Consider the following 15,853-nt stretch of genomic DNA (forward strand, 5'->3'; position numbering starts at 1 on the left):
AGAGAACTTTACTGGTTTTAATTAATATTGTGAAACCTGTCAACCTATTTCAGGACGACTCAATTTTACTTTGTGATTTCTTCTTTTGGAATAGCATGTTTTTTCAGTGAAAAATAAGCTACAATTGTACTCAACAACATTAAAGCTCCTCCTAAGATAAATGGTGCTCCAGCAAATTTAAAAGGCGCATCATTATGAGTGAAAAAGTAAAATGTATTGGCCATCATTGGCGGACCAATAATTGAAGAAGCACTCATTAAACTAGTCAAAGTTCCCTGAATTTCTCCTTGTTCGCTTGGTGCGACTTTACTCGCTACAACCGACTGCAAAGCAGGACCGGCGATGCCGCCGAGACAATATGGAATTAAAAACACAAACATCATCCAGCTTTCTGTTGCAAAAGCAAATAGCAGCATTCCGATTGTGTATAAAGCCAAACCTATGTAAATACTTTTCTCGTTTCCTATTTTTGGATTAATAAAACGAACCAATCCGCCTTGCACTACTCCAACCAATAAACCGATAATTCCTAGTGAGATTCCAATCATTCTTTCATCCCAATTAAACTGGTAAATAGTGAAAAAACTCCAGTTGCTTTGTACAGCATGAGAACCTACATACAAGAAAAAGATTGCTGCAATTAGTCCAATTAAAGTTGGGTGTTTTCTTAAACCTAAAATAGCTCCAATTGGGTTAGCCCGTTTCCAGTCAAAAGGCCTGCGGTTTTCTTTTTTAAGTGATTCTGGCAGAATGAAAAATCCATAAAGGAAATTTACCATACACAAAACCGCTGCTGCATAAAAAGGTACTCTAGATCCATACTGACCCAAAAGTCCTCCTATTACAGGTCCAATAATAAACCCTAATCCGAAAGCAGCGCCTATTAATCCGAAGTTTTTAGCTCTGTTTTCTGGAGTACTAACATCCGCAATATATGCTGAAGCCGTTGTAATACTCGCTCCGGTCACTCCTGCAATAATTCTTCCGATGAAAAGCCAAACAATAGTTGGCGAAAATGCCAATAAAATATAATCCAGGGAAAAACCAAAAAGCGAAATCAAAATAATGGGTCTTCTTCCGAATTTATCGCTTAAATTTCCAATTACGGGAGCAAAAACAAACTGAGTTATCGCATACGCGAAAGTTAGCCAGCCGCCAATTTTTGCCGCTTCGCTGATGTCTCCATGAATCAGTTCTTCGATTAATTTTGGAATTACTGGAATAATAATTCCCCATCCTGTAATGTCAATTAACATGGTTATGAAAATAAAACCAATGGCTGCAGATTTATCTTTTTGTAGCATAGTTATTTTTGTAAGGAGATGCAAATAAACAGATTTTTCGATTAACAATAAAAAAATCCAAAACTCAAAGTTTAAATTCCAATTGAAAGTGCTATTTTTTTCACGCAGATTTAAAAAAGATTTAAGCAGATAAACCCAGATACAATCTATTCTAATCTGCCTAAATCTGCTGAATCTGCGTGAAAATTTTTTATTCTTAATCAAAAAAAATCCCAAATTCCAATTTGAAGGAATCTGGGATTTTTCATTTTGAAATTCCGAATTCGGGTTCGGAATTCCAATATTGAAAATTAAAACTATTAATGAGTGTGTTTCGGATTGAAACCGTCTTCGCTTACTTCTGTTGGCTCATAATCAGCAACCATTTCAGCTTCGTAGTCGATTTTTTCTCCTTTAGAGAATTTTCTAATAATTTTCTCCATAATATCATAGATAACTGGAACTACAATTAACGTAAGGAATAATGAAGAAATCAAACCTCCAATAATTACCCAAGCTAATCCGTTTTTCCATTCTGCTCCGGCTCCAGATGCTAATGCAATTGGGAACATACCAAACACCATCGCAATTGTTGTCATCAAGATCGGACGTAAACGAGCATGGTTCGCTTGAATAAGAGCGTTTCTAATTGATTCTCCAGCTGCTCTTCTCTGATTCGTATAATCGACAAGCATGATCGCATTCTTACACACCAGACCAATCAACATGATGACCCCTAAGATGGTAAAGATGTTTAAGGTATTGTTTGTCAATGCCAAGGCAAATAAAACTCCAATGAACGAAAGCGGAATTGCGAATAATACAACAAACGGGTGAACGAAACTGTCATACAATCCCACCATTACAAGATAAACCAAAATAATAGCCGCTAATAATGCGATTCCTAAAGTACCAAATCCTTCTGACTGGTTTTCTTGGTCACCACCCCAGATGTAGTTAACTCCTGTTGGTTTTTTCAATTTATCCAATTTTGCCTGCCATTGTTGTACGATTGTTCCCGCCGGCACCCCAACGTTCTGACCTTGTACGGTTACAGAAGCCGTTTTATCTCTACGCTCTAATTTACTTGGCCCAGAACCTTCAGTAATGGTAGCAAATTGGTTTAATTTAATCTGCTGCCCTGCGTTGTTGATGAAAATCAAGTTACTAACGTCTGTGATATTTTTTCTATCAAATTCATTGTATTTGATGTTGATATCATATTCATATTCACCAGCTCTATATTTACCATCAGTGTTTCCACTATAAGCAGTCTGCATTGTTAGACCAACTGTTTGCAGTGTTAATCCTAACGCCGCCATTTTATCTCTGTCAACCTGAACGTTGATCTCTGGGTTTCCGTCTTCAACTGTTAATTTAATCTCCGTTGTTCCAGGAATAGTACGTAATTCAGCTTCAGCCATTTTTGCAAATTTCATGGCACTTTCTACGTTTGGACCTGTTACGATCAAACCTAAAGTAGCATCTTCTGCTGTTCCTAAGATACCTACAGGAACTGTTTTTACCTTAGCACCAACTAAAACTTTCTCTAATTTACGTTTTGTTTTAGCAGCATAAACGTTGGCGTCATCTGTACGATCTTTTTGCTCAATCATTTTAACGTCAATCTCTGCTTTGTAAGCCGTAGCCTGAGCCGCTCCCAAACCTTCACTGGTTTGACCTACCGTTGTAATCTGACTGAAAACATATTTCTCTCCTTTTAAGAAAGCTTCTGCTTTTTGAGTCATAAAGTTGGTCTGCTCTAATGAAGCGTCTTTTGGCATCTCAATTTGTACCAAGAACTCACCACTATCAGATGATGCGAAGAACTCTCCTCCGATATAACCACCTCCCATTAACCAGAAGATTGTACCAAAGAACATTACTACAACTGCGACTATTGTCTTAATATAGTGATCTAAACACCAGTTTAGTAAGTTAGATACCCAGTCCGTAAAACGAGTTAAGTAACTTTCGAATCCAAGAATGATTCTTCCAAATAAGTTTTTACCTTCAATATGCTCTAATTTTCCGAAACGAGAAGATAACCAAGGGATAATAGTAAACGAAGCCAATAAAGAGAACATCGTTGAAATAATTACCGTAACACAGAATTGAGTAATAATGTTTGATACTAATCCTGTACTCATTGCAATTGGCAAGAACACCACCACAATTACTAATGTAATCGAAGTTACGGTTGCACCAATTTCGGCAGTACCGTCATAAGCTGCACGGATTCGGCTTTTACCCATCTCCATGTGTCGGTAAATATTTTCCAATACCACAATCGCGTCATCCACAAGGATACCAACAACAAGAGATAAACCAAGTAAAGACATTAAGTTAAGCGTGTAACCTAATAAATAAATTCCAATAAAAGTTGCAATCAAAGAGGCAGGAATAGATACCATTACGATTAATGAGTTTCTAATACTATGCAAGAAGAACAACATTACAAATGCTACCAGAATAACCGCAATCAACAAGTCATGTACAACAGAATCTGCTGCTTCAAGTGTAAATACTGTACTATCTTTTGCAACTTCTAATTTTAACTGAACCGATTTGTAATCCGTCTCTAATGTTTTGATTGTTTTAATCAACTGCTCACTCACCGCAACGGCATTTGCATCTGATTGTTTTACAATTTGAAGTACGATGGCACTTTTTTGGTCAACTCGCGCAATTTTCTCTGCGATTTTTTGTGTATCCTGAACGTCTGCAATATCCCCTAAACGAACCTGAATTCCGTTTTGAGAAGAAACTACTAAGTTTCTTAATTCCTCAACGTTTTTATATTTACCCGCTAAACGGATTAAGATTTTTTGGTTACGAGTTTGAATATTACCTGTTGGGAAATCCAGATTCGAAGTTAAAATAGTCTGTTGTACCTGAGGAACTGAAAGTCCATAACCCTGCATTTTTACAGCGTCAAGGTTTACTTGAATCTCACGTTCTTGACCTCCAATAATGTTTACCTGAGCGACCCCTGATACACGAGATAAAATTGGAGCAATCTTTTTATCAATCAAATCGTAAAATTGTGCTTCGTCCATTTTACCATTCGCACCAAGTGTCATAATTGGTAAATCACTCAAAGAGAATTTAGTCAATGACGGCGGATCTGCATCATCTGGTAAGTCACTCAAAATCGCATTAATTTTACGCTGTGCATCGTTCATCGAAATATCAACATTGGCATTTGATGTCAATGTGATTGATACTACAGATAAACTCTCATAAGATTTTGAGTCGATTTTCTTGATATTTTCAAGAGATGCAATCGCATCCTCAATTTTCTTTGTAACAGTATTCTCAACCTCACTTGGAGAAGCTCCTGGATATACAGTAGAAACCGTAATTACGTTGGTTTCGAATTTTGGGATCAGCTCGTAGCCTAATTGGCTGTAACTGAACAATCCACCTAAAGTCAGAATTGTAAACAATACAATTACTAACGACGGACGTTTTATGGATATTTCGGCTAATTTCATATGTCTTTTTATTAAGTTCTTAGTATTTTATTAGTCCTAAGTTTTTAATGCTTCCTAATTCCAGGAATTAATAACGAAGGACTAACTCTCAATCACTAATTACTTTTATTTGATAATTTCTACTGTATTTCCGTCTTGTAAGTTGATTTGACCTGTAACAATTACAACATCTCCGTCATTCAAACCATTGATGATTTCAACTTTATCTCCTAAGATTCTTCCAGCAACTACTTTTTTCAGTTTAGCAATGTTATTTTCTACTACGAATATTTCGTTACTGCTCACACTTCCAACAAATGCATTTCTCGGAACTACTTTCAAGTTTTGTTTTTGATTGTTTGAGCCAAAGTTTGCCGTTCCGTACATACCTGCTTTCAAATCATTGTTTGCATTATTTGTAATTTCGATTTCAACAGGGAAATTTAAAGAAGCATCTGCTTTTGCAGCGATAAATGTAATTTTTCCAGAGAATGTTTTATCAGGATAAACACTAGCAGTAATGTTTACTGTATTTCCCAATCTTAAACTTGCTACTTGGCTTTCGTTTACTGTAACTGTCAATTTTAATTTAGAAACGTTTACAATATCAAATAAAGCAGTTGCAGGCATTCCAGCTAAAATAGATCCCGGTTCAACATATTTTTTATTGATGTATCCGTTAATTGGCGCTTTTACTCTTGTATCTCCAACATTAATTTTAGCTTGAGTATAGTTAGATTGCGCATTTGTTAAAGCTAATTTTGCCTGATCTAATTGTTGTTTTGTAACACCACCAGTTTTAAAAGCATTTTCATATCTAGCATAATCAGATTTTGCATTTTGAAATGCTGCTTCAGCTGCTTGAGCATTTACATTGATTACATCACCTCTTACTGTTAAAAGAGTTTGTCCAACTCTTACATAATCACCTTCTTTTACCAAAACACTGATTACTTTTCCAGATTTTTCAGCAGAGAAAGTCAATTCTTGAATTGGTGCAAAGTTTCCGTTTGCCGTAAAACCAAGATTTACATCTTCTGTTTTTACAGTTGCTACTTTTACAGAAACTGCTGCATTTTTTTCTGCTACAATTGCAGTTTTACCTTCATTCTCAGCCTTATTCTTATTTAAAATGAAGTTAATCCCGACAAGTGCCACGACTATGATTACGATTGTTATAATTATTTTTTTCATTGTAATAATTTGTTATTTAGTAAGAGATTGTAGTTCGCCTTTTGATTTAATTAGAGATATTTCTGCAATTTTATAATTTAAAACTGCTCTTGTATAGTTATTCTGCGCTTCAAGTGATGCATTTTCAGCGTCTAGCAAATCGGTTAAAGAAGCTAAACCTTGAAGATAATTGTTTTTGGTATTACTAAGAATTTCAGTTGCCAAACGCATATTTTCTTGTTGATTCTGAATTGTCACAAGATTATTATTGATTTGCGTCATTGCATTTTTATAATCTAGATCAAGTGATAATTTAGTGTCTTTGATGTCTTCCTGAAGGGATCTAATTTCAACATCTGCTTGTCTTACTTTGGCGCGAGTACCAAAACCAGTAAAGATGGGCACGCGTAAGTTTAATCCAATTGCAGAGAAATCTGACCAATAAACTCCTTTTTCTGGTTTTGCAAACCAAGGAAATTCAGGGCCTTGTCCAATATAATTGTAGCCAGCAGTTAATGAAAGTGTTGGATAATATCCTGCCTCCATTGCTTTTTTATTGTATACCAAAAGCTCTTCTTGTTTTTTCAAAAGCAGATATTCTGTTCTATTTTCGATATTTGGTTCTTGAGTTAAAGCTGCTGGAACCACTTCAAATTCTTCTTTTGGCAAAACAATTTGAGTTTCAATAGGCATACCCATATAGAATTTCAAAGCATTTTCCTGTAATGTAATTTGATTTTTAATCTGCTGACGTTCTGTATCAATGTTAGACATTTTAACGACAATACGGTCTAAGTCAATTTTTTTAGCCAAACCATTGTCAAACTGACCTTTTACAATATCGCGAACTTTGGTAGTGTTTACATAATTACTATCCAAAAGCATCAGTCTTTCCTGCTGAACATATACCGAATAATAGTTATTTGCAACTCTTTCGATAACTTGCTCTTCTGTCAATTGATCGTTTATTTGATAAAACTCACGAGTAGATTTTGCCGCTTTCAATCCAGTAAAAACAGATTGATCAAAAATTGCCTGTGTCAAAGAAAGTCCTGCAGTAGAAGTCCAAGTCTGTCCAAATGCTGCCTGAATTGTAGTTCCTGGTTGTCCAAAACCTGCTCCATCAATAACTGTTGTCTGGATAATTGGATTGTATGTTAGGTTTCCATTTGCAGATATTTGCGGTAATGCTCTTGAACGTACTTCCTGAATTTTATATTCGCTGTTTTCAACCTGAAGTTTTGCCTTTTTAGCATCGGCTTTATTTTGAAGCGCATAATTGACTGCGTCTTTCAGTGTTAAAGTAGTGGTTTGTGCGACAGCAGAAAAGCCTATGGTACACAAAACTATGAGAAAGATTCTTTTCATAAGTGTTATTATTTATTAAATTTGAGATGAGACCGTCATTTATCTCTTTATCCTCACACAGAAAAATGACGGTTAATTTTGGAATGGTTAATTTTTAATTCTTTGTAATTGCTTTTCTAATTCCTCGACTCCTTTTGGAGTAGCCATTGCTCGAGTATGGTATTCTAATGCTTCTAATTCTACTCTTTGTGCTTCGCTTTCAGAAACTGTATTTTCGTTAATATGAAAAACCAGTGTGTAATAAAACTTCACATAAACCTCTATATTTAAATCATCTCTGTAAAGTCCGTCACGTATCCCTTTTTCGATATTGTCTCTAAAGCACTGAGTACATTGATCAATTTCAATAGAAAGGATGTTTTGGTAAATTTCTGGATAATGTTTTTTAAGCTGATAAATCGGAGAAGTATCAGTGTTGTTTTTAAACATATCACGAAACATTTCTCTAATCTCAAAATTCTCATGGATAGCATTATAATTCTTTGCAATAATGGTATCCATAATTTCATGAACTTGTCCATGAACCAAAGAAGTGCTTTCTTCAATCAAAACTTCTTTATTACAGAAATATTTGTAAATCGTTTTTTTCGAAATACACATTTCTCCTGCAATATCATCCATTGTAACACTCTTAAAACCAAGCTTCAAAAAAAGTTCGCTTGCTTTTGCTATAATTTTCTCTTTCATTTTAATTCTCTCAATTCTCTTACAAATATAGCCAGGAAACTAAAACTTAAAAAAATAGTTTCCATGATATTTGTAATAATTTTACATTAAATTAATAATTATGTAAGATTTATATGCTAAATTCAAGATTAGCGATTAACTTGATATCTTTTCCAAGAGCCAAACCTCCATTGTGATGAAATGAATTATAATCTAATCCAAAGTCTTGACGTTTGATATCACCCTTAATTTCAAAAGCCACTTTTCTCTCTCCGTTATAGGTGTTTACTCCAATAAACTCTGCATCAAGTTCTACAACTCGAGTAACATCTTTTATAGTTAAATCTCCTTTGAAGAAATTAATATTGTTATTTATCTTTTGAAACGATGTTGATTTAAAGCTAATGATCGGATGTTCATCAACATCAAAAAAATCTTGAAGCTGTAAATTGGTATCAATTTGCTGAAAGCTTTCGGTTTTATTATTAATATCCAGTGAAAATTCAACCGAAGCATCTTCAATCTCATTATCTTCAAGACTTACATAACCGCCAAATTTGTTTGTTGTTCCTCCCAAATAAGCAATGATAGAATGTCTCATTTTAATTAAAACATCTGATTGTGTAGAATCTAAAGTCCATGTTGTTTTCATAAATATCTGATTTTAATGAGTTTATAAATAATCTCAAAACTCTAAATAGAAACTTTTTTAGTGTTATGAGTTTCCATTGAACGCTGCAAATATAAACAGGAAACTCTAAATACCAAAAAAGTTTCCAAGTTTTTTGAAAATAATTTTAACAAATTCATTCTTAGCACTTTTTAGTCTATTATTTAAACTTTTAACAGCATTTAAATTTTTGAAACCAATAATTCATAATTGAATTGTATCTTTGAGGCTCGAAAATCAGAATTTAATTTTATGCACGATATTAGTCAGTACCAGGATTTTTTTATTGATTATTTAAAAAAACAAAACATTCATAAAGAACCTGTAAACCTCTATGAGCCGATCGAATATATTTTAGGACTTGGAGGAAAACGCATCCGTCCAGTTTTAACTTTAATGGCGGCAGAAGTTTTTGATACTGATTATTCCGTTGCGCTTCCTGCCGCAATGGCTGTAGAAGTTTTTCATAATTTTTCTCTTGTTCATGATGATATAATGGACGATGCTCCTTTAAGAAGAGGGCAAGTAACGGTTCATGAAAAATGGAATTTAAACACTGGTATTCTTTCTGGTGATGCAATGCTGATTTTGGCGTATCAATACTTTGAACAATTCGAGCCAAATGTCTTTAGAAACTTAGCCAAATTATTCAGCAAAACCGCTCTTGAAGTTTGCGAAGGACAACAATGGGACGTAGATTTTGAAACTCGTAAAGATGTTACAATCCCTGAATATCTTAAAATGATTGAATACAAAACAGCTGTTTTAGTTGCCGCCGCCATGAAAATGGGCGCGATTGTAGCCAAAACATCTGAAAATGAAGCCGATTTAATCTACGATTTCGGATTGAATTTAGGTTTAGCTTTCCAATTACAGGACGATTATCTAGATGCTTTTGGCGACCCAGAAACTTTTGGCAAACAAGTTGGAGGCGATATAATCGAAAACAAAAAAACCTATTTATACCTAAAAGCTCTGGAATTTTCTTCAAAAGAAAAAGCTTCGGAATTAGAGCAATTATTTACTTTACAATTAGAAGATAATACCGAAAAAATAGAGACAGCCAAAGCTATTTTTAACGAATCAGGAGCTTCAAAAGCAACACAAGATGCTATCGAAGTGTATACTTTAAAAGCTTTTGAAACTTTGGAAAAAATGGAAATCAACGCTGAAAAGAAAAATGTTTTAAGAACTTTCGGCGAAAATTTAATGGGACGTAAAGTTTAGTGTTCAGTATTCAGAAAAAAAGTATTCAGAAAAAAATCTACAATCAGCAATCTAAAATCTAAAATAATTATGTTTGTAGCACCCGTAAACACCGAATCATTACTAGCACAAGCGCAGGCAGAGACTTTATATCTAAACTTAATTGAGCAGATTAATAAAGATTTTAATCTGGCTAATGAAGGAATCGATTTTCCGTTAAGCATTTCGCCCGACGAATTAAAAATTCAGCTTCACGAAAAAATCTACAGAATGATTCAGTACAAATTTGCTGAATATTTGAATCTGCTTTATATTATTGATGTTCCTGAAAACGAAATCAAACAACTTGATGGATCAGATTTGGTAATTCTAGCTGAGCAAGTTGCGTTTTTGATTTTAAAAAGAGAATGGCAGAAGGTCTGGTTTAGAAATTATTATAAATAAAGAAACTTAATTAGTCATCAAAATACTATAGCTCTCAGGATGCACTATTTTTTTTAATTTATCTAATTCATCAAAAAGCCCAAAATATTGTGTATCAATTTTACTTCCAATAATTTGGAAACGAGCGCATTTGAAGCAAATTTTTGCTATTCCAACTGTCTTTTCTTTCTTTTTAAAAATAAAAATATCACGGTATTCGGGAACACATGCATATCCACTCATTTGTAGAGAATCTTTTTCACTAAATATATCCTCAATATCCCTTTGCTGTTTGCCAGACAATTCAGACTTCTTGTAATTGTGACTTATTAAGGTTTTTTCAAAATCTTTTTTAGGAATACTATCAGGGAAATATCCCATAAATAAACTTTCAAACTCTTTCTCTTTTTTTGATTTTTTACTTTTTTCTCCAGAAATAATTATGCTATCAAGAGTATAATTCACAAAATAATGATCAATTTTATCCACATCAAAAAAAGGTCGTAACTCTTTCTTTAAAACCTTCTCATTATTGACTTCTGCTATTTTAGAGTTATTACAACTCGTAAACACAATGACAATAAGTATAAAAATATATCTTTTCAATTTTTTCGGATTTTAAAACCTTAGAATCTTAGCATCTCAGCCCCAATAACTATCAGGGTAGCAACTTAGATTAAAAATATACTCTCACAAAAGGCATAAATCCAGACCCATAAAGGCTTTTATTAGGATTATACAAAACATCGTAACGGGCTCCAATAGTAACATTTCCTGTTCTGTAACCAGCGCCTAGATATAAAGCAGTGTTCCAATAACTATCAGAAAAAGCGGGTCTGTTTATATTCGAATCATATCTCGTATCTATTCTAACTTGTTCTAACTCCGCCGATAATTGAATTTCCGGAATCGGATTTACGAGTCCAATTAAACTTCCTCCATAAACGTACGATTCATAATAATTTCTTGAATTTAAATAACCAAACTGCAATCCAACCCCAACTGCAACAATTTCGTTGACGTTATAAATTGCACTTGGCATGACAGAAATATCGGTATATCCGGAACCAAATCCTAACCCTAATCCACCTCCAAATTGAACTTTGTCCCAAAAGTGATTACTATTATCTATAACATATTTTTGCTGTCCTGAGACATTCGTTGAAAATAAAACAGCCAAAATCACAAAAAAGAAATTGAAAACGATTGAAATTTGATTTTTCTTCATAGTTAACGTTTATTTTAACAAATTTTTACGTAAAAGTACGTAAAAAAAAGATTTAAATAAATGTGATTGTTGTACTTTTGCCTTTCTATATAACAAAAAGTATATTCACTCATATTATGGATAGGTTTTCATTTTTAAACGCAGCGCATACCGAGTTTTTTGCACAATTATACGATCAATATTTAGTTAACCCAGACAGCGTTGAGCCTAGCTGGAGAAGTTTCTTTCAAGGTTTTGACTTTGGACAAACAACTTATAACGACGAAAATCCAGTGCAAACCATCGTTGAGTACGTGACTAGCGACAACACAGATTACAGTCAAGTTTCAGAAAAACTAAAAAAAGAATTCAACGTTCTTAAATTAATTGACGGATACCGTACGCGCGGGCATTTATTCACGAAAACAAATCCTGTTCGTGACCGTAGAACTTCATCTCCTACTTTGGATATCGAAAACTTCGGACTATCTGCAGCTGATCTTTCAACTGTTTTTGATGCTGCTCAAACCATCGGAATGCAGCCATCTTCTTTACAAGATATCGTAAACCGTCTTAAAGCTATTTACTGCCAGCATATTGGTATTGAATATATGTATATTAGAAATCCTGGCGTTGTAAAATGGATTCAGGATAAATTGTCTGTAAATGTAAATCAGCCTAATTTCTCTACAGCAGAAAAGAAAACCATCTTAGATAAATTAAACGAAGCTGTTTCTTTTGAGAACTTCCTTCACACTAAATATGTGGGACAAAAACGTTTCTCATTAGAAGGTGGAGAATCTATCATCCCGGCTTTAGACGCTTTGATCGAACAAGCTGCAGAAAAAGGTGTTGAACAATTCGTAATGGGAATGGCTCACCGTGGTCGTTTGAACGTTTTGGCAAACATCTTCGGAAAATCTACTCAAGATATTTTTGGTGAGTTTGACGGTAAAGATTACGATCAGGAATATTTTGACGGTGACGTAAAATACCACTTAGGCCTTACTGCCGACAGAAAAACAAGATCTGGAAAAAGCATCAACATCAATTTAGCACCAAACCCTTCTCACTTAGAAACTGTTGGAGCTGTAATTGAAGGTATCACAAGAGCAAAACAAGATAAATATTATGCTGACGATTTCTCTAAAGTATTACCAATCGCCGTGCACGGAGATGCCGCAATCGCTGGTCAAGGTATTCTTTATGAAATCATTCAAATGGCACAATTAGATGGTTACAAAACTGGAGGAACAATCCACATTGTAATCAACAACCAGGTTGGATTTACAACTAACTACTTAGACGCTCGTTCATCAACTTATTGTACAGACGTTGCTAAAGTAACTTTATCTCCAGTATTACACGTAAATGCTGATGATGCTGAAGCTGTAGTACACGCTGTATCTTTTGCATTAGATTACAGAATGCAGTTTGGACGTGACGTATTTATTGATTTATTAGGATATAGAAAATACGGTCATAACGAAGGTGATGAACCTCGTTTTACACAACCAGTTTTATACAAAATCATTGCTAAACACAAAAACCCAAGAGACATCTATGCTGAGAAGTTATTATCTGAAGGCGTAATCGATGCTTCTTATGTAAACGGTTTAGAAAAACAATACAAATCTGCTTTAGAAGAAAACTTAGAAGCTTCTCGTAAAAAAGATTTGACCATCATTACTCCATTCATGAAAAACGAATGGGAAGGATTTGTTCAGGTAACTGATACACAAATGCTTCAAAAAGTAGATACTACTTTCGCTAAAGAAGGTTTAGATTCTATCATCAACACCATTTCAACTTTACCAGCTGACAAAAAGTTCATCAATAAGATCACTAAAATTGTTACAGACAGAAAAGTTGGATACGACAACAATACTCTTGACTGGGGAACTGCTGAAGCATTGGCTTACGGTTCTCTTTTAACAGAAGGATTTGATGTTCGTATTTCTGGTCAGGATGTTGAGCGTGGTACATTCTCTCACCGTCATGCTGTAGTTAAAGTTGAAGATTCTGAAGAAGAAGTGATTCTTTTAGATGCAATCGAAAACAAAAAAGGAAAATTCGGAGTATTCAACTCTTTATTATCTGAATATGGTGTTCTAGGTTTTGATTACGGATATGCATTAGCAAACCCAAAAGCCTTAACAATCTGGGAAGCACAATTTGGAGATTTCTCTAACGGTGCTCAAATCATGATTGACCAATATATTTCTTGTGGAGAAGACAAATGGAACAACCAAAATGGTATCGTTTTATTATTGCCTCACGGATACGAAGGTCAAGGTGCTGAACACTCTTCTGCAAGAATGGAACGTTACTTACAACTTTGTGCAAGACATAATATGTATGTTGCAGACTGTACAACTCCAGCAAACTTCTTCCACTTGTTGAGAAGACAAATGAAAACAAACTTCCGTAAACCATTGGTAGTTTTCTCTCCAAAAAGTTTGTTGCGTGATCCTAGATGCGTATCAACAGTTGAGGAATTAGCAACTGGAAGTTTCCAAGAAACAATTGACGATAATACAGTAGATAAAAAGAAAGTAAAAACTTTAGTTTTCTGTACTGGTAAATTCTATTATGATATTGTTGCAGAAAGAGAAAACAACGGAAGAAATGATGTTGCAGTAGTTCGTATCGAACAATTATTCCCTTTCCCAATTGAGCAGATTAAAGAAATCATCGCAAAATATCCAAATGCAGATGATTATGTTTGGGCGCAAGAAGAGCCTAAAAATATGGGGGCTTACAGCTTTATGTTAATGAATTTTGATCTTGTAAAATGGAGATTAGCTTCATTAAAAGCATACTCTGCTCCTGCATCAGGAAGTTATACACGTGCAAAACGTCGTCACGCAGATGCAATTAGAATGGTATTCGATAAAAATTTATTCAGATAATAAAAAAATGTTTCAAGTTTCAATCCCGATAGCTATCGGGATTGAAACCATAAAAACCTTAAACAAAGAAATAAGATGATTTTAGAAATGAAAGTCCCATCACCAGGGGAGTCAATAAAAGAAGTTGAGATTGCAACTTGGTTAGTAAAAGACGGAGATTATGTAGAAAAAGATCAAGCAATTGCTGAAGTTGATTCAGATAAAGCTACTCTTGAATTACCTGCTGAAATGAGCGGTGTAATTACACTAAAAGCTGAAGAAGGTGATACAGTAGCAGTTGGTGCTGTAGTTTGTTTAATTGATACAGATGCTGCAAAACCAGCAGGTGGCACATCAGAAGCTCCAGCAGCAGAGGCACCAAAAGCGGAAGCTCCTAAAGCTGAAGTAAAAGCTGAGGCTCCAAAGGCTGAACCAGCACAAGCTCCTGCAGCCACAAGTTATGCAGCGGGAACTCCATCTCCAGCAGCAAGAAAAATATTAGACGAGAAAAATATTGCTCCAGCAACTGTAACAGGAACTGGTAAAGGTGGAAGAATCACTAAAGATGATGCTGTAAACGCAGTGCCTTCTATGGGAACTCCAACTGGTGGAAGCCGTGGAACTGAGCGTACAAAATTATCTATGTTACGTCGTAAAGTAGCAGAAAGATTAGTTTCAGCTAAAAATGAAACTGCTATGCTTACTACTTTCAACGAAGTAAACATGACGCCAATCAACCAAATTCGTAATGAATACAAAGATGCGTTCAAAGCAAAACATGGTGGTCTTGGTTTAGGTTTCATGTCATTCTTTACAAAAGCAGTTACAAGAGCTTTACAATTATACCCAGATGTTAACTCAATGATGGATGGTGACTACAAAATTGCTTATGATTTTGCTGATATCTCAATCGCAGTTTCTGGACCAAAAGGATTAATGGTTCCTGTTGTTCGTAATGCTGAATTATTGACTTTCCGTGGAATTGAAGCTGAAATCAAAAGATTAGCATTGAGAGCTCGTGATGGTCAAATTACAGTTGACGATATGACTGGAGGAACTTTCACAATCACAAATGGTGGTGTTTTTGGAAGTATGTTATCTACTCCAATCATAAACCCTCCTCAATCAGGAATTTTAGGAATGCACAACATCATCGAGCGTCCAATCGCTGTTAATGGAAAAGTGGAAATTCACCCAATGATGTACGTTGCTCTTTCTTACGATCACAGAATTATCGACGGACGTGAGTCAGTTGGTTTCTTAGTTGCTGTAAAAGAAGCTTTAGAAAACCCAGTAGAATTATTAATGAATGGCGATGCTAAACGTGCTTTAGAATTGTAATCAGAATAATTTTTCACACATATATAAAACCTGTTCATTGATTTGAACAGGTTTTTTTGTTTTAATCAAATAACTTTTCTGATTAAAAATATATTTTTCAAAAAACTATTTAGAATAAATAACAATAATTTGTTTTGTGTGAGTTCATA

The 15,853-nt window shown here is 34.6% G+C and carries 12 protein-coding genes; 4 read left to right on the top strand and 8 right to left on the bottom strand.

Annotated features, from left to right (window positions below; translation table 11 throughout):
* Positions 1-65 precede the first annotated feature (65 nt).
* The 6 genes from GSY47_RS00010 to GSY47_RS00035 form a co-directional block, all read right to left on the bottom strand.
* Positions 66-1,304 carry a TCR/Tet family MFS transporter gene (locus tag GSY47_RS00010; protein WP_179003241.1) on the bottom strand — a complete coding sequence of 413 codons (1,239 nt, stop codon included), beginning with the start codon at positions 1,302-1,304 and terminating at the stop codon, positions 66-68.
* A gap of 299 nt (positions 1,305-1,603) precedes the next feature.
* Entirely contained in the window at positions 1,604-4,780 is a 3,177-nt protein-coding gene (locus GSY47_RS00015; RefSeq protein ID WP_179003242.1) for an efflux RND transporter permease subunit, read from the bottom strand.
* A 105-nt stretch (positions 4,781-4,885) separates the two neighbouring features.
* Complete coding sequence (locus tag GSY47_RS00020; protein WP_179003243.1) at positions 4,886-5,953, bottom strand: efflux RND transporter periplasmic adaptor subunit; 1,068 nt, start codon at positions 5,951-5,953, stop codon at positions 4,886-4,888.
* Between the two features lie 12 nt (positions 5,954-5,965).
* Positions 5,966-7,300, bottom strand: coding sequence for a TolC family protein (locus GSY47_RS00025; RefSeq protein ID WP_179003244.1), 1,335 nt, complete (start codon positions 7,298-7,300; stop codon positions 5,966-5,968).
* Positions 7,301-7,387: 87 nt separating this feature from the next.
* On the bottom strand, positions 7,388-7,987 hold the full coding sequence (locus GSY47_RS00030) for a TetR/AcrR family transcriptional regulator (protein WP_179003245.1): 600 nt from the start codon (positions 7,985-7,987) through the stop codon (positions 7,388-7,390).
* Positions 7,988-8,096: 109 nt separating this feature from the next.
* Entirely contained in the window at positions 8,097-8,618 is a 522-nt protein-coding gene (locus tag GSY47_RS00035) for a YceI family protein (protein ID WP_095953668.1), read from the bottom strand.
* Positions 8,619-8,888: 270 nt separating this feature from the next.
* On the opposite strand from GSY47_RS00035, the gene GSY47_RS00040 reads away from it, so the two are divergent.
* Positions 8,889-9,863 carry a polyprenyl synthetase family protein gene (locus tag GSY47_RS00040; RefSeq protein WP_179003246.1) on the top strand — a complete coding sequence of 325 codons (975 nt, stop codon included), beginning with the start codon at positions 8,889-8,891 and terminating at the stop codon, positions 9,861-9,863.
* A 69-nt stretch (positions 9,864-9,932) separates the two neighbouring features.
* On the top strand, positions 9,933-10,286 hold the full coding sequence (locus tag GSY47_RS00045) for a hypothetical protein (RefSeq protein ID WP_091490550.1): 354 nt from the start codon (positions 9,933-9,935) through the stop codon (positions 10,284-10,286).
* A 6-nt stretch (positions 10,287-10,292) separates the two neighbouring features.
* Here GSY47_RS00045 and GSY47_RS00050 read toward each other — a convergent pair whose 3' ends face one another.
* On the bottom strand, positions 10,293-10,871 hold the full coding sequence (locus tag GSY47_RS00050) for a hypothetical protein (protein WP_179003247.1): 579 nt from the start codon (positions 10,869-10,871) through the stop codon (positions 10,293-10,295).
* A gap of 70 nt (positions 10,872-10,941) precedes the next feature.
* Positions 10,942-11,493, bottom strand: a complete 552-nt coding sequence (locus GSY47_RS00055) for a hypothetical protein (protein ID WP_179003248.1) — start codon at positions 11,491-11,493, stop codon at positions 10,942-10,944.
* Between the two features lie 116 nt (positions 11,494-11,609).
* Here GSY47_RS00055 and GSY47_RS00060 point away from each other — a divergent pair, with 116 nt between their 5' ends.
* Both GSY47_RS00060 and odhB read left to right on the top strand, forming a co-directional pair.
* Positions 11,610-14,384, top strand: coding sequence for a 2-oxoglutarate dehydrogenase E1 component (locus GSY47_RS00060; protein WP_179003249.1), 2,775 nt, complete (start codon positions 11,610-11,612; stop codon positions 14,382-14,384).
* Positions 14,385-14,459: 75 nt separating this feature from the next.
* On the top strand, positions 14,460-15,704 hold the full coding sequence (odhB, locus tag GSY47_RS00065) for a 2-oxoglutarate dehydrogenase complex dihydrolipoyllysine-residue succinyltransferase (protein WP_179003250.1): 1,245 nt from the start codon (positions 14,460-14,462) through the stop codon (positions 15,702-15,704).
* Positions 15,705-15,853: the final 149 nt, after the last annotated feature.

Origin of the sequence: Flavobacterium quisquiliarum, assembly GCF_019308285.1 — a bacterium.
Classification (GTDB): Bacteria; Bacteroidota; Bacteroidia; order Flavobacteriales; family Flavobacteriaceae; genus Flavobacterium; species Flavobacterium quisquiliarum.